This is a genomic window from Enterococcus infantis (assembly GCF_049166715.1).
In the GTDB taxonomy this organism is placed as follows: Bacteria; Bacillota; Bacilli; order Lactobacillales; family Enterococcaceae; genus Enterococcus_C; species Enterococcus_C leclercqii.
Genome location: NZ_JBMHFB010000001.1, coordinates 101,251 through 119,685, shown reverse-complemented (window position 1 = coordinate 119,685; position 18,435 = coordinate 101,251). Strand labels below are relative to the sequence as shown.

General features: G+C 41.8%; 13 protein-coding genes and 1 CRISPR repeat array. Of the genes, 12 read left to right on the top strand and 1 reads right to left on the bottom strand.

Going from position 1 to position 18,435, the window contains the following annotated elements:
* Positions 1 to 165 precede the first annotated feature (165 nt).
* From ACOMA8_RS00530 to cas2, 8 genes are all read left to right on the top strand, one after another.
* On the top strand, positions 166 to 1,209 hold the full coding sequence (locus ACOMA8_RS00530) for an L-threonylcarbamoyladenylate synthase (RefSeq protein ID WP_161899169.1): 1,044 nt from the start codon (positions 166 to 168) through the stop codon (positions 1,207 to 1,209).
* A gap of 600 nt (positions 1,210 to 1,809) precedes the next feature.
* Positions 1,810 to 4,194: a CRISPR-associated helicase Cas3' gene (cas3, locus tag ACOMA8_RS00525; RefSeq protein ID WP_421367503.1), complete on the top strand. Its 2,385-nt coding sequence runs from the start codon at positions 1,810 to 1,812 to the stop codon at positions 4,192 to 4,194.
* A 94-nt stretch (positions 4,195 to 4,288) separates the two neighbouring features.
* A complete protein-coding gene (gene cas5c / locus ACOMA8_RS00520; RefSeq protein WP_421367500.1) occupies positions 4,289 to 5,014 on the top strand; it encodes a type I-C CRISPR-associated protein Cas5c in 726 nt (241 codons plus the stop codon).
* Positions 5,011 to 6,903, top strand: coding sequence for a type I-C CRISPR-associated protein Cas8c/Csd1 (gene cas8c / locus ACOMA8_RS00515; protein ID WP_421367498.1), 1,893 nt, complete (start codon positions 5,011 to 5,013; stop codon positions 6,901 to 6,903). The genes cas5c and cas8c overlap by 4 nt, the downstream gene beginning before the upstream one ends.
* 1 nt (position 6,904) lies before the next feature.
* The gene (gene cas7c, locus ACOMA8_RS00510; protein ID WP_421368240.1) at positions 6,905 to 7,762 is read left to right on the top strand and encodes a type I-C CRISPR-associated protein Cas7/Csd2; all 858 of its coding nucleotides are present in this window, start codon (positions 6,905 to 6,907) and stop codon (positions 7,760 to 7,762) included.
* Between the two features lie 2 nt (positions 7,763 to 7,764).
* Positions 7,765 to 8,418 (top strand): CRISPR-associated protein Cas4, encoded by a 654-nt coding sequence (cas4, locus tag ACOMA8_RS00505; RefSeq protein ID WP_421367496.1) that lies wholly within the window; start codon positions 7,765 to 7,767, stop codon positions 8,416 to 8,418.
* Positions 8,415 to 9,449, top strand: a complete 1,035-nt coding sequence (gene cas1c / locus ACOMA8_RS00500; RefSeq protein ID WP_161899163.1) for a type I-C CRISPR-associated endonuclease Cas1c — start codon at positions 8,415 to 8,417, stop codon at positions 9,447 to 9,449. The genes cas4 and cas1c overlap by 4 nt, the downstream gene beginning before the upstream one ends.
* Before the next feature lie 9 nt (positions 9,450 to 9,458).
* Positions 9,459 to 9,749, top strand: a complete 291-nt coding sequence (gene cas2, locus ACOMA8_RS00495) for a CRISPR-associated endonuclease Cas2 (protein WP_421367494.1) — start codon at positions 9,459 to 9,461, stop codon at positions 9,747 to 9,749.
* 167 nt (positions 9,750 to 9,916) lie between these two features.
* A CRISPR array of direct repeats spans positions 9,917 to 11,899; the repeat unit is 33 nt; unit sequence GTCGCTCCCTGTATTGGGAGCGTGGATTGAAAT.
* Between the two features lie 163 nt (positions 11,900 to 12,062).
* On the opposite strand, the gene ACOMA8_RS00490 is transcribed toward cas2, so the two are convergent.
* On the bottom strand, positions 12,063 to 12,638 hold the full coding sequence (locus ACOMA8_RS00490) for an ECF transporter S component (protein ID WP_421367492.1): 576 nt from the start codon (positions 12,636 to 12,638) through the stop codon (positions 12,063 to 12,065).
* Positions 12,639 to 12,920: 282 nt separating this feature from the next.
* Between ACOMA8_RS00490 and ACOMA8_RS00485 the strand changes: the two genes are divergently transcribed.
* Genes ACOMA8_RS00485 through ACOMA8_RS00470 form a run of 4 tightly spaced genes read left to right on the top strand, consistent with a single transcriptional unit; the run spans position 12,921 to position 18,047 of the window.
* Positions 12,921 to 13,799, top strand: a complete 879-nt coding sequence (locus ACOMA8_RS00485) for a methylenetetrahydrofolate reductase (RefSeq protein WP_421367490.1) — start codon at positions 12,921 to 12,923, stop codon at positions 13,797 to 13,799.
* On the top strand, positions 13,796 to 14,527 hold the full coding sequence (locus ACOMA8_RS00480) for a methionine synthase (RefSeq protein ID WP_421367487.1): 732 nt from the start codon (positions 13,796 to 13,798) through the stop codon (positions 14,525 to 14,527). Before ACOMA8_RS00485 ends, ACOMA8_RS00480 begins: the two co-directional genes overlap by 4 nt.
* Positions 14,527 to 17,022 (top strand): homocysteine S-methyltransferase family protein, encoded by a 2,496-nt coding sequence (locus ACOMA8_RS00475; RefSeq protein WP_421367484.1) that lies wholly within the window; start codon positions 14,527 to 14,529, stop codon positions 17,020 to 17,022. The genes ACOMA8_RS00480 and ACOMA8_RS00475 overlap by 1 nt, the downstream gene beginning before the upstream one ends.
* Before the next feature lie 50 nt (positions 17,023 to 17,072).
* The gene (locus tag ACOMA8_RS00470; protein WP_421367482.1) at positions 17,073 to 18,047 is read left to right on the top strand and encodes an aldo/keto reductase; all 975 of its coding nucleotides are present in this window, start codon (positions 17,073 to 17,075) and stop codon (positions 18,045 to 18,047) included.
* The last annotated feature ends 388 nt before the right edge of the window (positions 18,048 to 18,435 follow it).

Here is an 18,435-nt window from a genome sequence, read left to right as displayed (position 1 = left end):
TTGTTTCACAGAATCAAAAGGCGATAATAAGAAGTGTTCCACAGAAAAAAGACTTATCAACATAGTTATACACACTTGACAGATGAGTTGTCCACAGAAAGTGGATAACTACTGCCTGATTGTTGATAAAGTCCGATTCGTTCTGAGAAAGGTTGTGGATAAACTGTGGAAACAAAACGATACGAGGAAGAACAAATCACAGAGGCAGCAGGGATGTTGAAATCTGGCGGCTTGGTAGCATTTCCAACAGAAACAGTCTATGGACTGGGAGCTAATGCGCTTTTGCCAAATGCGGTAGCACAGGTTTTTGAGGTGAAAGGACGGCCGCAAGATAACCCGCTAATCGTCCATGTAGCTGACTTCCAGCAGGTAAACCAATTTGTGGAAAACTTCCATCCTTTGACGGAAAAAATCGTTGAAAATTTCTGGCCAGGGCCGTTAACGTTGATTTTTCCTGTCAAGGAAGGGGCCTTGCCACAGGTAGTCACAGGTGGCTTATCCACAGCCGCCTTTCGTATGCCCGACAGTCCAATGACGTTAGCTTTGATTCGAGAAGCTGGAGTTCCGCTGGTCGGTCCAAGTGCTAACACTTCAGGAAAGCCAAGTCCAACCACCGCTGAACACGTCTTACACGACATGAAAGGGAAAATCAGTGGTGTATTGGATGGAGGGGCCACCGAGATTGGTGTTGAGTCTACTGTGTTAGACCTCAGCACACCGGATGGCATCCCGACTATTTTGCGTCCCGGTGCTATTACTCAAGAAGCTTTGGAAGCTGTCTTAGAAACCCCTATCGCAGTCGATGCTCACTTGGTGAAAGAAAGTGAAACACCCCGTGCGCCAGGCATGAAGTATAAACATTATGCCCCGGATACCCCGGTTTGGATGGTGCGTTCGGAGGATTGGCCGTCAGTTCTCGATTGGATAAAAGCCAGTGGCAAACGAGTCGGTATCATTGCCGGGCCGACAATCTCTGAGCAGATGCGTTACGAGGCCGCAGCCGTATTTATGCTGCCGCAAGATACTGTCGCTCAAGCCGCCAAAGGACTCTTCGCAGGCTTGCGTGCACTAGACGAACCTCAGTTGGGGTTGGATGCTATTTTTGCGGAGACTTTTCCTGAAATAGGTCTAGGTGTCGCCTACATGAATCGACTCAGCAAATCTGCCGCAAAAAGATGGTTTGAAGCGGGAATGAAGGAAAGCAAATGAAAAGACAAACAGCCCCCTGTTGCAGGGGGCTGTTTGTCTGAATTAAATGGTGAGGATGTTGTAATAGTAATTGAAATTAGATAGTTATTGCGGAGATAATTGAAACACAATCAATTATCTATTAAAATGAAATTCTGAGGATCTGAGGATTCTTACAGCAGTCATGCTCAGCATGTGGATTGAAAGATAAGTGTATTTTTGTTAAGACCGGCTCATTTAGACCGGTTTTTTATTTTTATTAATTTTCTATATAAAACAACAATAATACACTTATGAATTTTTATTGATATTTTAGACATTGTATGGTAGCTTTGAGTTACAAAAGAAAGCGCTTTTTTTATGTTTGGATCAATAAATTGAATGAGGAGGATTTCTATCAAAAGATTCTATTTCAAAGCTGAATTGTATTATAGCCATACGGATAATTCTACAGAAAAAACCGGTATTCTGTTGGTTGTCCTGAAAAAGATCAAGGCAATAATATTGAGAAGTTTATCTCTCTTTTTCAGCTAAAAGTGGAGGGGAATTGCTCACTTGTAAAAGTGAGCAGTTTGTTCTCGTAGATCCTTTTGATAGCTATGAATAGTTGGGAGGGAGAAAATGTACATTGCTCATTTTAGGGAATCAGACGGTGCCAAACAAGCACTTGCCGACCATCTGCGGGAAACCGCTGAAATTTCTGAGAGTAACGGGGCTGTTTTAGGCATACCAACAATGTGTCGGATAGCTGGATTGCTTCATGATGCAGGCAAGTTTTCAACAGCTTTCCAGAATTACATTTTGGCAGCTCATGATGGGGAGACAGTCAGGCGGGGAAGTGTAGATCATTCTACGTATGGTGGACAGATGATACAAGCCTGTGCAGTTAAAACAAAATATGAAGCGATGGCACGGGAAATGATTGCGAACGCTATTTTTGCCCATCATAATCCTGGAGGGCTGTTGGATTTTATTTCTGGAGAAGGAGCGGCAGACTCTCCCTATCAGATACGATATCAAAAAGAGCTGGATGAATACGACAAAGTAAAAGAACTTTTCTTTGACACTATCCTGCCAGAAGAGAGCTTACAAAAACTACTTCAAGATTCTGGCAACGAATTGGCGTCATTGATCGGTGACAAACAAATAATAGAACGTACCGATCAGTTTTTTCTGACAAAAATGGTTTACAGTGCCTTGCTGGATGGCGATCGACGCAATACTCAGCTGTTTGAAGAAAAAGGTAAGTATACAAAAATTGAAACAGAACGATTATTCTCAGAGTTGGCGGATCGCTTGGAAGAGACTTTTTCCGAGTTTCAAAATGGTGAACAGACGACAATCAATTACTTGCGGCAAAAAATGGCAGATGCTTGTCTGGTTGCTGCAAATCGTCCGACTGGTATTTACCGATTATCTATCCCAACTGGTGGGGGCAAGACGTTGAGCAGTATGCGTTTTGCGCTGAATCATGCGCTATCAGCAAAGAAGAGGCGAATTATCTACATCATTCCTTTCAGCTCAATCATAGAGCAAAATGCCGAAGTATTCCGAGAAAAACTAGGAATCACAGATGCCGAAATTTTACTGGAGCATCATGCTAATCTGGTAGCAGAAGCAGATGATGAATCTGAAGAAAGTGAACGGAAACAAGCACTGATGCAGGATAATTGGGATAGTCCAATTATCGTGACAACGATGGTGCGTTTTTTAGAAAATGTCTTTGCAGGTTCTACCCGTAACCCTCGCAGAATTCACCAGCTGTTGAACAGTATTCTAATTTTTGATGAGATTCAGTCTTTGCCTCCAAAATGTTTATCAATGTTCACTAGTTTAATCAATTTTTTGAAAAACTATGGGCAAACTACGACTTTGTTATGTACAGCAACCCAGCCTACTTTGGAAAAGCGCAAAGTTGCATTAGAGTCTGCAATAGATTCAGAAATTGTTCCTGATTTAGAGGCAGTGAGCCATGCTTTCGAAAGGGTACAAGTTATTGATAAAACGATTGACGAAGGTTGGAATGCTGATCAATTGGCAGAGTTTGCTTTAGCTATTGCTTCCAAAGAGCAGAATTTACTGATGATTTTGAATACCAAGAAGGCGGTACGCAGTGTCTATCAGAAATTGCTAAACTCTGGGATGACAGTTTTCCATTTATCAACTGCCATGACACCAAATCACAGAAGTTTTGTTTTAGATAAAATACGGGAAGCCTTGAAGCTGAGTGAACCAATCATCTGTGTAACGACTCCATTGATTGAAGCTGGGGTTGATATCAGTTTTTCCTGTGTTATACGCTCACTTTCAGGCTTAGACTCTATTGCACAAGCTGCTGGCCGTTGTAATCGAAATGGAGAATCGGATCAATTACAGCCAGTATATCTGGTGAATCCAGTAAAAGAGTTGGAAAACATCGATAAAATGGCAGAAATCAAAACGAAGGCTGCAATAACCAGAGAATTATTGCAAGATAGGAAGTATCTCAAGGATGAATCTAGTTTGCTAACACCGGAATTGATGATGCGATTCTTTGATAAGTTTTACAGCCGGGTTGAAAAAACCGGTGAATCAGAATATCTGTTCAATCAAGGGTCGCAACAACTGTTTGATTTGATGCAAAAGAATAGTAATCGGCGTCTCTTTTATCAATCGATGAAGAAGCTAAAAGTGCCGACCTATCTAGTTAACAGCCCACAAACAATTGCTAGACATTTCAAAGTTATCGAGCAACAGGGCGAATCAGTCTTGGTGGAATTTGGAGATGAGGGGAAGAAGTTAGTAGCAGATCTTTTGGCAGCCGAAGAAGTTGTTTTTGATAAAGCATGGTATCAAAGGGCGCAAAGAAACAGCTTGAATTTGTATAATCACGAATTTATACGCCTTCAAAAAGACGGCTTGATTTCACTAACGGAAGCAGGAATTTATGTTCTTCATGAGAATGGGTACGATCCTCAATATGGATTGAATTTAGCAGGGGATTCCTTATCCAACTATTCGTTTTAATAACGTTGTATGAAAACGCTTTTCTGATGTTTGAATTTTTGATATAGTCGAATCAGGGATATGCTACAAAATGATTTTGAAAGGAGGGAATTTGTTGAAAAATCAAATTTGTTTTCGTGTTTATGGGAAATATGGATTGTTCACAGATCCGATAACTAAGTTGGGAGGCGAGAAATCCAGCTATCCAGTACCTACTTACCAAGCATTAAAAGGAATCGCAGAATCAATTTATTGGAAGCCGACAATTATATATATTGTTGATGAAGTTCGGGTGGTTAATCCTATTCGAATGGAATCAAAAGGAGTTCGTCCATTGGTTTTCAATAACACGTCCAGCAGTAACCTCGCTTATTATAGTTACTTGCGGGATCCGGTTTATGAAGTAAAAGTGCATTTTGAATTCAATCACCATCGTCCTGATTTGCGGAAAGACTACAATGAGAACAAACACTATCAAATTTTGAAGCGATCATTGGCCAAAGGTGGTCGACGAGATATCTTTCTAGGAGCTAGAGAGTGCCAAGGATATGTCGAGCCCTGTGAATTTGGTGAAGCTGTAGGTGCCTATGATGAGGATGAAAATCCACAATATTTTGGAACGATGGTTCATGGGTTATCTTACCCTGATGAAACAGGAAAAGATGAACTACAAGTTCGTCTGTGGCAACCAAAGATGGAGCAAGGGGTAATCATTTTTCCACGGCCGGAAGAGTGTCACCTTGTTCGTACCGTGAAAAAGATGAAGGCTAAAGAATTTACGCTGTCAGACATTCAATCAGCAGAAGTCTTGTTTCAGGAGTTGGAGGTGGAGAAATCGTGACTTGGATTGCAGACTTATATGAAACCTATGAAGCAAATCAAGACCAAATTGGCCAAATTTTGATAAGAAGAAACCAACAGTTTTCTCTACTTCCAGTGGGTCATGCCTATAGAAATGTACAAATTGAGATGCAGATTACGCCAGATGGGGAATGCTTTGATGCTCGAGTTTTGAGTAAAGAAGAGATGCCGACTATCATTCCGGTAACTGAAGCATCTGGGGGAAGGACCAGCAGTCCCGTTCCGCATCCGCTCCATGATGGGCTGAAATATGTTGCAGGAGATTTTGACCAATATGTAGATGCAAAAAAGAAAAAACCGACACCTCATGAAATGTATATGGAACAGTTACAGCATTGGTCTGATCATGACCCACGCTTGATGGGAGTATACCGCTATCTGCAAAAAAATCGATTAATCAAGGATTTGGTAGAAAAAAAGATTTTGTTCCTTGATGACAATGGCAAATTACTACCAAAATGGTCGAAAGAAATGACGGATAAACTAGGGTACAAACCGGCAATCTTTGATGTATTGGCAGGAAGTCAGGATTCAGCGATGATTCGTTTTACGATTCATGATCCACGAGGGAATAAAAATGAGCTCTTGTTATGGGAAGATCCTGAAATTGTAAAATCAGCAACTAAAGAATTCATTGGAGGACAAGAGGGTATCGATTATGTAACTGGAAAACCGATGCCTGTGACAGAATCACATGCCTCTGGATTACGCTATGGCGGCGATATGGCTAAACTGATTTCAGCTAATGACGCGACTAACTTCACTTATCGGGGCAGATTTACAGATAAAACACAAGTTGCCGGTGTCGGTTATGAAGTGTCACAAAAAGCACATAACGCGCTAAAATGGCTGATTTCTAAGCAAGGTATTATTCGTGATGGACGCGTTTATCTAGTTTGGGGAAAATCACTTCCAGAACGTTTTACACCGATGGCGGGAGGTCTTGATTTTTTTGGTGAGGATGACGATCTGGAAGAAGATTCTGGAATACCTCAAACACAAGAAGAGTTCGCAAAATTGCTAAAGAGTGCAATATACGGAAAAAATGAAAATTTGGCCATTGATGACAGAGTAAATATTATGATTTTAGACAATGCAACTCCGGGACGAATTGGTATTTTGTATTATAACTCTACCGATCAAAAACAATATTTAACACGTATCGAACTGTGGCAACAGCAAGCAGCTTGGCGTCATACGTATTTTGTGAACAAACAGCCGCGACATTATTATGGAGCGCCCAATTTGTATGACATCGCCAAAGCTGCTTTTGGTGAAAATGCCAATGATAGAGTCTTGAATAATGCGACAACGGCTTTATTTACCTGTGTAGTTGAAAATAAAAAGGTTCCTTACGATCTGATGTCCAAATTGGCTCATCGGGTTTCAAACCCAGCAAGTTTTGAACAAAATTGGCAGTGGCGTAAAGCTTTAGAAATTTCTTGTTCCATGGTAAATAATTACTTTTTCCGTGATAAAGGAGGATGCTCAGTGAGTCTCGATAAAGAAAGAAATGAGCGTAATTACTTGTTTGGACGCTTATTGGCTGTTAGTCATGTACTTGAAAATGAAGTTTTAAAAAATCAGGGAGCATCTGGACGATCTACTAGCGCGGAACGTTATATGAATGCGTTTAGTATGCATCCGGTAAAAACCTGGATGATCATTCGAAAAAATTTGCAACCTTATATTGATCGTTTGCGCCCAAACCAAAAAGTTTTTTATGACAAGTTATTTTCTGAAATTATGGATCAATTTAATCCAGAAACGTATACAGATAAGTCATTAGATGGGCGTTATCTGTTAGGGTACTATAGTCAAGAATATGCAATTTATCATAAACAACCGGTCAAAGAGGAGGAAGAATAAGATGAGCTTGCAGAACAAATACGATTTCAAGGTGATTTTTTCAGTGAAAAATGCGAATCCAAATGGCGATCCATTGAACGGAAATCGGCCGCGGCAGGATTTTGAAGGGTTTGGCGAAGTCTCTGATGTTGCTATCAAACGGAAAATTCGCAATCGACTACAAGATCTTGGTGAACGCATCTTTATCCAATCAAATGACCGTGCAGATGATGGTTTTACTAACCTCAAAGATCGTGCCGAAAGCGTAGAATCTCTGAAAAAGATTCTTGGGGACAAGAAAAAAGCGGACGTTGATGCTTTTGCTAAGGTTGCTTGTGAGAACTGGTTTGATGTTCGAGCTTTTGGGCAAGTTTTTGCTTTTTCAGGAACGCAAGTATCAGTAGGTGTACGAGGGCCCGTTTCCGTTCAATTAGCCGAAAGTGTAGAACCGGTAGAAATTACTTCTATGCAGATTACTAAAAGTGTCAACTCAGTTCCTGGTGATGGGAAAGGCTCTGACACCATGGGAACGAAGCATTTCGTGAGTAGCGGTCTTTATACCTTTAATGGAAGTATTAATCCTCAATTAGCTGAAAAAACGGGCTTTACTGATGCTGATGCTGAAAAATTTTTGGAAGCTTTAAAATCTTTATTTGAAAATGATGCGTCAGCTGCTAGACCTGAAGGATCAATGACAGTGGAAAAAGTTTACTGGTGGAAACATCCGAGTAAAGCAGGCGCTTATCCATCCGCAAAGGTTCATCGTTCCGTTAAGCTGATTAAAAAGGGTGATGTTGATGTACCACGCTCTATTGAAGATTACGATATTGAAGTGGCTTCTTTAGAAAAATTGCCGGTTCAGGAATTTGATGGTATCTGAGCATGTATCAAGAAGAAGATTTCTTGATGATTTCGGGAATTCAGCATTTTGTTTTTTGTAAACGACAATGGGCGCTGATTCATATTGAACAACAGTGGGCAGAAAATACGCTGACGGTAGAAGGCAGCCACCTGCACGAAAAAGCAGATCAGCCTTTTATTCGAGAAAAGCGTAATGATCAATTGATTGTTCGAGCCCTCCCCATCCATTCGCGAGAGTTAGGAATAAGTGGTATTTGTGATGTAGTGGAATTCATCCGTGATGATAGCGGAGTAATGATTCCCAAGTACCAGGATCGTTTTCGCATCAACCCTGTTGAATACAAGCGTGGAAAGCAGAAGCCGGATCTCAGTGATGAAATGCAGTTGACAGCACAAGCTTTCTGTTTGAACGAAATGTTAGTTGCTGAAATCAAAAGTGGCGAACTATTTTATTTTGAAACCCGTAATCGACTGACCGTAGAAATCACTAAAGAGAAATTAGAAAAATTGCAGGAAATTACGGCTGAGATGCATGAATATTGGCGTAAGCGGTGGACGCCGACTGTGAAAATCACGAAAAAATGTGAACGGTGCTCCTTAAAAAACGTGTGTTTGCCAGTCCTTTCCAAAAAAGAATCAGTAGCATCCTACATGAAGCGGAGGTTGGCAGAATGAGAAAACTCCTAAATACAGTTTTTATTACAACTCCTGATTTATACCTTCGCTTGGATGGTGCGAATTTAGTAGTTTGGAACCAAGATGAGCGAGTGGGGCGGATACCGCTTCATAACCTAGAAGGAATCATAACCAATAACTATGTGGGGATGAGCCCCGCGTTGATGAGTGAGTGTATGAAACGAAATATCGCCATTACATTTTTGACCGCTGGCGGTAAATTTCAATGTCGTGTTGTGGGGCCAACTTTTGGCAATGTACTTTTGCGTAAGAAACAGTATCTGATGTCGGAATCTGAACCAGAAAGCTTGACCATTGCCAAAAATTTTATTATAGGTAAACTATACAATCAACGTTGGATGTTAGAGCGTTTTACTCGAGACCATGGGTTGAGGATCAATCAAGAGTTGTTTAAGCAGGTTTCAGCTGAATTGAAAGATGGTATTGGAATAATTCGCTCTCAAGTAACTGAATTGGATACATTACGAGGAATTGAAGGGCAGCTGGCTAGCCGATATTTCTTTGTATTTGATCAGATGATTTTGCAACAAAAAGAGACCTTTCAATTTAGCAACCGCAGCAGGCGACCGCCACTCGATCCAGTCAATGCACTATTATCTCTCTCCTATTCATTGTTGACCCACGATTGTGCAGCAGCATTAGAGTCAGTTGGTTTGGATCCGTATGTTGGCTTCATGCATCAGGACCGACCAGGTAGACTATCTTTAGCGTTGGATTTATTGGAAGAACTCCGAGGAGTCTATGCGGATCGTTTCTGTCTGGGATTGGTCAATCGTAAAGTATTGACTAAAAAACATTTTCTGGAAAAAGAGAGTGGAGCCGTCTTATTGACAGACGATGGACGAAAAATATTTTTTGATGCCTGGCAGTCAAAGAAAAACGAAAAGCTGCAGCATCCTTTCCTAGGAGAACAGATTCAATGGGGCCTGGTTCCTTATGTTCAAGCCTTGCTACTTGCGAGATACTTGCGGGGTGATCTGGATGAATATCCGCCCTTTCTTTGGAAGTAGGTGCTCAAAATGATGATATTGGTAACCTATGATGTTTCAACCCTCGATCGTAAAGGTAGCAGGAGACTTCGGAAAATTGCAAAAATCTGTCAAGATTATGGAGTCCGTGTACAAAATTCAGTCTTTGAGTGCGTTGTAGATCAAACGGAATATACACAGCTAAAAATCAAACTCTTACAAACAATCGATGAGAGTGAAGATTCATTACGTATATATCGCTTGGGTAAGCAATACAAGTCTAAGGTTGAACATTTTGGTGTCAAAGAAGCGATTCAAGTTGAAGATACACTGATCTTCTAAGTAATGAATGGTGCGAACCAGGGGCAAACATCTTTTTCCTATAGGTTTCGCACCTGATTTTTTTTGAAATTCTTTTTATTTGTGGAAATATCCATATGGTTGTATGCATATATTAATCATATGCACAGAAATAAACAAAAATGAGACGATATTTACTTATTTTTGCAGTCGCTCCCTGTATTGGGAGCGTGGATTGAAATCCTTTTTTATTTTCATAAATATCAAAATTTATTGTAGTCGCTCCCTGTATTGGGAGCGTGGATTGAAATACTATTCATAAACAAGATTATAGAGTCAGTAACCACGTCGCTCCCTGTATTGGGAGCGTGGATTGAAATCCAAAAACAAGAAATGCCTACCTCAAAAAATTAGGTCGCTCCCTGTATTGGGAGCGTGGATTGAAATTATGCCCTCCAGCGGTTGAAGGAGTTCGGCATTGTCGCTCCCTGTATTGGGAGCGTGGATTGAAATTGTAATGTATCGGTAATTTTGAGATCATTATTTTGTCGCTCCCTGTATTGGGAGCGTGGATTGAAATTTTCTTGAATTGGTAACAACGAAAAGAAAAATCGTCGCTCCCTGTATTGGGAGCGTGGATTGAAATAAATTCACTCACCTCTCAAAATACAGTCTCAGTAGTCGCTCCCTGTATTGGGAGCGTGGATTGAAATTATCACTTTATAACTAGCCGTGCCGTTTTGATCTAGTCGCTCCCTGTATTGGGAGCGTGGATTGAAATACATAACCGATTATATAATCGGTAAATAAAATAACGTCGCTCCCTGTATTGGGAGCGTGGATTGAAATTTTTCCGTCTGGATGGAAAAACATTCCTTTTTTGTCGCTCCCTGTATTGGGAGCGTGGATTGAAATACGTTTTCCATTGTTTGAGCAAACTCTCTCGCCGCGTCGCTCCCTGTATTGGGAGCGTGGATTGAAATTTTAAATTTTGGTCTAGTCCTTTTCGGTCTAGTCGTCGCTCCCTGTATTGGGAGCGTGGATTGAAATTCCATTTTCTTCGGTTTCTAAAAGATTTACATTACGTCGCTCCCTGTATTGGGAGCGTGGATTGAAATCCACGATAATAAAACACGACTACCAACAATCTTTAGTCGCTCCCTGTATTGGGAGCGTGGATTGAAATCGCACGATAGTCCAGGTATTCACCGGTAGCAGTCTGTCGCTCCCTGTATTGGGAGCGTGGATTGAAATTCAAAGGGTGTACGAAACGCCATTCTTGAAGTCAGTCGCTCCCTGTATTGGGAGCGTGGATTGAAATCAAACCTCTTTAAAGTGAGGATTGACGTTTTTCGTGTCGCTCCCTGTATTGGGAGCGTGGATTGAAATATTTTTATCATTCCTTTTTTGGCTATTTATTTATGTCGCTCCCTGTATTGGGAGTGTGGATTGAAATAATAAAGCCCATAAGCAATACATGAAAAATAAACGTCGCTCCCTGTATTGGGAGCGTGGATTGAAATTACAAAAACGTTTGTTTCAAGGTCCCACGCATAGGGTCGCTCCCTGTATTGGGAGCGTGGATTGAAATGTTATTTTGTGATTGCCCCTGTTGGATTTCAGGTCGCTCCCTGTATTGGGAGCGTGGATTGAAATTTTCGAACGCCATCGAGGTCAATCATCACGTCTCCGTCGCTCCCTGTATTGGGAGCGTGGATTGAAATGCTTGTAATGTATGATATGCTTTTCTTTTTTTGGGTCGCTCCCTGTATTGGGAGCGTGGATTGAAATAGCGGTTAAGGCAATTTGATCAGCGTTCTTTTGGTCGCTCCCTGTATTGGGAGCGTGGATTGAAATTTTATGGTCAGGCGGTGACTGCTGATGGCAATTGTCGCTCCCTGTATTGGGAGCGTGGATTGAAATGCAAGAACTTTGGCGAGGAGCTAGAAGCGGGCTATGGTCGCTCCCTGTATTGGGAGCGTGGATTGAAATATCAAGTTGCATCAAAACACCTACTTCTTTTTCGTCGCTCCCTGTATTGGGAGCGTGGATTGAAATAGCCAATTCACGATCATCAGCTCTTCCGGCTTTTGTCGCTCCCTGTATTGGGAGCGTGGATTGAAATATCAAACGGATGCGCGATGAGGAAGGCAAGAAATGTCGCTCCCTGTATTGGGAGCGTGGATTGAAATAATAACTATATTTCTTCAATGATTATCGGAAACGGGGCGCTCCCTGGATTGAGATACAGCCAATAGCAAACTAAGTTCTTTTTGCTGTCGCTTCCTGTATTAGGTGCGATTCAATTGAAATAAACATTTCTTTGCTCGTTATTTTAAGTAGTGATAGCAATCATTATCCCCTCTTCACGATAACTCTGTTTAATATTGGCCAGAGAATTAGGTAGAAGCTAATATTGCCCAAGGCGTGTAAGGCATCAAAGCTCAGACCGCTGATCCAGTAGGGCCAAAATACGGTCATTCCCATAAGAAAGTAATTAAAAATAGAGTAAATAAATCCGTAAACAAACCCTAGAAGACCGGAAATCACGGCTTGGAACCATAATTTGGAACCAAAAACTGGAAGACGGGTGAGTAGATAGAAAATCAGTAGGATGCCAGTGTAACTGATGAATTGTCCGATAGTCCAAATTCCAAAGCCTAAAAATAAATTCGTGATTACCAGGGATAAACCAGTAACTAATAGAGCTTCAGGAAGACTCAAAATGAGAGTCAGCATTAACAAAATTGCTGTCATAGGTTGGACGTTTGGAAGAAAGGTGAACAAAAATCGGCCTACTACACAGGCGGCAGTGAGCAAAGCCAAAAAAGCAATGCGGCGGGCTGTGAAAAAGGCAGATACGTGGTGTTTTGAAGGGTTCCGATCATTAATTAGATGATCGGCTTTTTTTTCGTGAGGTAACTTATTCATCAGGAATTCTCCAGTTCGCTTTTTTTGAAGTTCGTTCAACAGGCAACGGACTCAGAGCCTGTCTTTTTATTATCAATATCGATTAGAACTCGTAAAAAACAGTCAGGTTGTGGACTGTGTGCAGTACAACTTTATCATATCTTGTGGAAGGGTGGAATATTCTGAAAATTATTTCTAATTTTTCCAAATGATAGGATAAGCATGATAAAATGTGTACAAAGTAGAACTGGTTCCTAAGAATTGGTGAATCACGTTCCACAAGATGGAGGGATGTACCCAAACATGAAAATTTCAAAATTATTTGAACCAAATAAGACAGTTCTTTCTCTTGAGGTTTTTCCACCTAAGAAAGAGAGCGGGTTAGGAATGATTTATGAAACGCTCCATGAATTGCAAGGGGTACGTCCGGATTTTGTGAGTGTGACATATGGGGCTGGTGGCAATGAAAGTTCCAATAAGACACTGGAAATCGCTGCGACTATCAAAAACAGATACGGAATTGAAGCGTTGCATCACCTGACTTGTGTAAACAATACCCAAAAAGAGATTCAGGCTATTCTCAAAGCGATGAAAATAGCAAAAATTGAAAATGTGTTAGCCTTACGGGGAGATTTTCCTGAAGACAGTAAGGGACAAATGCAGGCTCAGGATTTTACCTATGCCAAAGATCTAATCTCAGAAATTGTGGTTGATCCTTCCTTTTGTGTGGCGGCGGCTTGCTATCCGGAGGGGCACATTAGCCAAGCTTTAGACGAGGAAAATTACAGTCATCTTTTGGAAAAAGAACAGGCGGGAGCAGAATTTTTCATTTCTCAGCTCTTTTTTGACAATGAATGCTTTTATCGTATGGTTGAAGGGGCACGACAGATTGGGGTGACTAAGCCGCTGGTGGCTGGAATTATGCCAATTTTATCGCAGGCCCAGGTTCAGAAAATGATTTTCATGTGTGGGTCTAGTCTGCCATCAAAATTGATAAAGCTGATTTATCGCTATGGTAATGACCCCATCGAATTGCGCAAAGCAAGTCTGGAGTATGCTTGGCAGCAAATGGATGATCTAATTCGTCATGGTGTCGATGGGGTACATCTTTATACTATGAACCGATCAGAGATTGCAATCAAGACTTTTGCCCATCTACGCAAGGAGGAGAGCAGTAAATGAAGAAAGGTCTAATCCCTTTAAATAAAAAGGAAGTGCTTCGTTACTTAGGATATAAGCGAGGGCAGGAACTTACTGGTGATATCAATGCAATTGTGGAGGAGATGATGGTCGAAGTTCAAAAAGTATCCAATGCACGATATCTCTACCAAATTTTTGATATTGAAGCCGATAATGAGGAAGAGATAATTCGTGTGTTAGATACAGAACTAGTGTTAACTGGCAAGGCTATCTGGCGGCATCTTCACAAAGCTCAGAAGGTAGCCCTTTTAGGATGTACACTCGGTATTGAAGTTGAGCAGGCTATCCGTCGCTTTGAAATCACTGATTTGACCCGGGCTTTAGTGTTAGATTGTGCTTGTACAGAATACATTGAAAAAGTCTGTGATCTTGCGGAATGTGATATCGCTGAGGCGGCATCTATGATGAGCTTTAGCGATATTTCCCAGACGCAGAAAGCTTGTCCGAACTATACATTGAACCAACGTTTTTCTCCAGGTTATGGGGATTTGCCGCTAGCGATTCAGCCGACCTTTATTCAGACAATCCAGGCGGATACTAAACTTGGAATTACATTGACAGAAACGAATTTAATGATCCCCAGGAAGTCTGTTACTGCTATTATTGGTTTATTTACTGACCCCGCGGCTGCCAAACCGAGAAGAAGGGACAGTTACTGCCGAGAGTACGATTTTAGAAAATGTGATTTCCGAATTGGAGGACAAAGATAATGAAGCGAAGCGGGCAAACGAGCTTTATCAAAAAGAAAAAGGAACAATGTGAAAATATCCCAGTCTTAAAGGCTTTACATGAAGGTTTTTTGTTGATTGATGGCGCTATGGGAACGATGTTGCAAAAAAATGGTCTGCCAACTGGGATGCAGCCAGAATTTTTCAACTTGACGCATCCTGAGGTAGTTGCAAAAATTCATGAAGAGTATGTTTTAGCTGGTGCGGATATTATTACTGCTAATACTTTTCAAGCAAACCGACACAAGATTGCAGCAGAAAAATTACCGGAGATTATTACGACAGCAGTTCAATTAGCTAGATCTAGTAACCCACGTTTTGTCGCCTATGATATAGGTCCCATCGGTACTTTGATGGCTCCTTATGGTACGTTGTCTTTTGAAGAAGCCTACGCTATTTTCAAAGAGCAGGTCGTGTTGGCAGAAGCAGTTGGTGCAGATTTAGTGATTTTGGAGACAATGAGTGATTTATTGGAGACAAAAGCAGCATTGTTAGCTGTCAAAGAAAATACCTCACTACCGGTTTTTGTGACGATGACTTACCAGGCTGACGGTCGAACTTTTGTTGGGACGGACCCGTTGACTGCGACATTGACATTACAGGCACTGGGGGCAGACGCCATTGGTCTAAACTGCTCCTTGGGGCCTAAAGAACTACTGCCGCTGGTAGATACAATCCTTGACTATGCCAAAGTTCCGGTAGTGGTACAAGCAAATGCCGGGTTGCCAGAAATGGAGGAAGGGAAGACTGTTTATCGGATTACCGTGCCGGAATATATAGAGCATGCGACAAAAATGTTGACTAAAGGAGTACGGGTAATCGGAGGATGCTGTGGCACCACCCCTGATTTTATTGCCGCACTACGGCACATTTTAGATGAAAAATTTGGTGGCCAACCACGATTGACGACACCCAAAAGTGTGACTGCTGTGACATCTGGCTCACAAACAGTAATACTGAATCACCATCTGTCTTTGATTGGTGAACGATTGAATCCTACTGGAAAAAAACGCTTAAAAGAGGCGATTCGGCAGGAAGACTTCGCTTATATCTTGAGAGAAGCCATTGACCAAGTACAGGCGGGTGCTGATATTCTTGATGTCAATATGGGATTACCTGAAATTGATGAGGCTGCAATGATGGTAAAAGCTATCGGGGAATTGCAAGGCGTGGTGAACGTGCCACTACAGATTGACAGTTCGTCCATTCGCGCTATTGAAGCTGGGGCCAGAGTTTACAATGGTCGGCCGCTAATCAATTCTGTTAACGGCAAAGCAGAAACTATGGCTGAAATTTTTCCAATTGCAAAAAAGTATGGAGGAGTAGTACTAGGGTTAGCGCTGGATGAATCCGGTATCCCTGAAACAGCGGCTGGTCGGTTGGTAATCGCCCAACGAATTGTCGAGACAGCGGCATCTTATGGAATTGCAAAAGAAGACGTGTTGATTGATCCGTTAGTGTTGACAGCTTCCGCGCAGCAAGACCAAGTACAAGTGACGCTCGATACATTGAAATTGTTAAAATCAGAGCTAGGTGTTCAAACGGTGGCAGGAATTAGCAACGTTTCATTTGGATTGCCAAATCGTCCACTTCTAAATACGACGTTTTTAGCAGCTTGTGTAGGAGCAGGGCTAGATGCGCCAATTATGAATCCTTTGAGTGAGCAAATGATGGCTGCTGTTCACAGCCTGCGAGTAATCAATCATCAGGATCGAGAGGCCACTACTTATATTGAAAAAAACCAAAACGTAACTCTAAATGCCATTGGAGGAGATAATAAACTTGCGGCCGTTGAGGTGAACAAAGCTGTCAATAAAGAAAAAATAGTTGCTTCTGCGGAAGATTCATTAAGAACTATGATTTTGCAAGGACGAAAAGATGAAACGCCAATAAAGACCGCTCAATTATTGGAAACGACCTCACCGTTGGAAATTGTGAATCAAGAGTTCATTCCAGCGTTGGATGAAGTAGGTGCAAAATTTGAATCAGGGCAATTATTTCTACCTCAACTGATGCAAAGTGCAGATGCGGTGAAAAGAGCGCAGGCTGTTTTGAAAGACTATTTAAGTAAACATGACCAGCAAGTAGATAAGCAGGGGAAAATTCTTTTAGCTACAGTCGAAGGCGATATTCATGATATCGGCAAAAATATCGTCAAAATGATTTTGGAAAACTATGGTTTTGACGTGGTTGATTTGGGAAAGGATGTTCCGATTCAGAAAGTTGTGGATAGTATTCGCGAACAAGATATCAAATTGGTGGGATTATCGGCGTTGATGACCACCACTGTTCAAAATATGAAGGCCACCATCACTGCTGTGAAAGAGGCAGGGCTCAACTGCAGTTTTATGGTAGGAGGGGCTGTACTAAATGAGGAATATCGCGCATTCGTAGGCGCAGACTATTATGCAAAAGATGCTTTGGAATCGGTGACAATCGCACAAGCTTTTTTTAATGAACATCCTGAATATAAATGATTGGAAAAGCTGACGCATAATACAAAGCGGTGGAGTGAGGAGAAGAGACAGTGAAAGAACAGTGGCTGCAATTAAAAGGAGAAAGGCGAACATTACCAAAGCTGATCTTGGGGACAGCAAACTTTGGTGATCCGAGTCGGGAAGACCTTGCTCAAGAGGTATTTGATGCGTATGAAGAGTTGGGAGGACGCGTTTTCGACACTGCCCGAGCTTACGGTAACGGAAAAAAGGCGCTAAAACGTTGGCTGACCACAATCAACCCTGACAGTGGTCGCTCTCGCATGGCACAGCGAAATCAGTATACGATTATCACCAAATGCTGCCACCCTAAATCAGGAAGTAGTAGCCCTCGCGTGACTCCTAAGGCTGTCCGGGAAGATTTAAATGCAAGCCTGAGAACATTAGGGTTGGATTACGTTGAAGTTTTACTGTTTCATCGGGATGATGAAACCATGGCAGTGGGTCCCCTGATGGAGGTAATGGCAGAGTTGTTAGCAGAAGGAAAGATTGGCGGGTTTGGTTTTTCTAATTGGAGTCAAAAACGTATGACGCAAGCTATTGCTTATTGTCGAAAAAATGGTTTGGCTACTCCAATCGCAAATAGCCCTAACTATTCGTTAGCACAAGTCAACGGGCAACGATGGCCAGGATGCCTAACAGCGGATGAAGAGATGCTTCGTTGGCATACGCAAAACCAGCTGCCACTTTTAGCGTGGTCACCGCAGGCAGAAGGTTTTTTTGTACCCCGCTATGAGTCAGAAAATGGCAAAAATCATGCGCCAACAGACTATGTAGCCGCCTATTTCAATACTGTCAATTGGCGACGCTTGGCTGCCGTAGAAAAGAAAGCTACTGAAAAGCAATTAGCACCTACACAGCTTGCACTGGCTTACGTCATGCAACGACCGGACTTTCCGGTGGCCGCCATTGTAGGGACCTCGTCTGTTACTCACCTGAAAGAGGCTTGGGAGGCACAGACCATCAGCTTGACGAATTCTGAATTGCAACAACTAGCATGTGACTAAATTTTTCTGTACCCATTATCCTACAATTGAAGCAGCGGTAACATAAGTTAGCTTGACTTACTGGTGAATGCAAGCTTCGATGAAACGTATCTTTACAGGACCGCTTTTCTTATATAAATGACTGAAATAGCTGCTTTTTCAAAGTAAAAGAATGCTGTGACAGTCGTCTAGTCACCTGCCTTCGAAGCGAGCACTATCAAATATGAGCCATAATGAAAAACCAAGTCACTTCCATTAAAAAAATAGTGGGAGTGGCTTGGTTTTTCATTGTTGAAAATTTCAAACGCGAACTTTCCATGATTTTAGGAAGGAAAGTTACCGTCATCTGTACTTAGATCTAATGACGCCAAAGGAAGTCTTTCTTCTTTTGAAACCAGAAACAATGCTG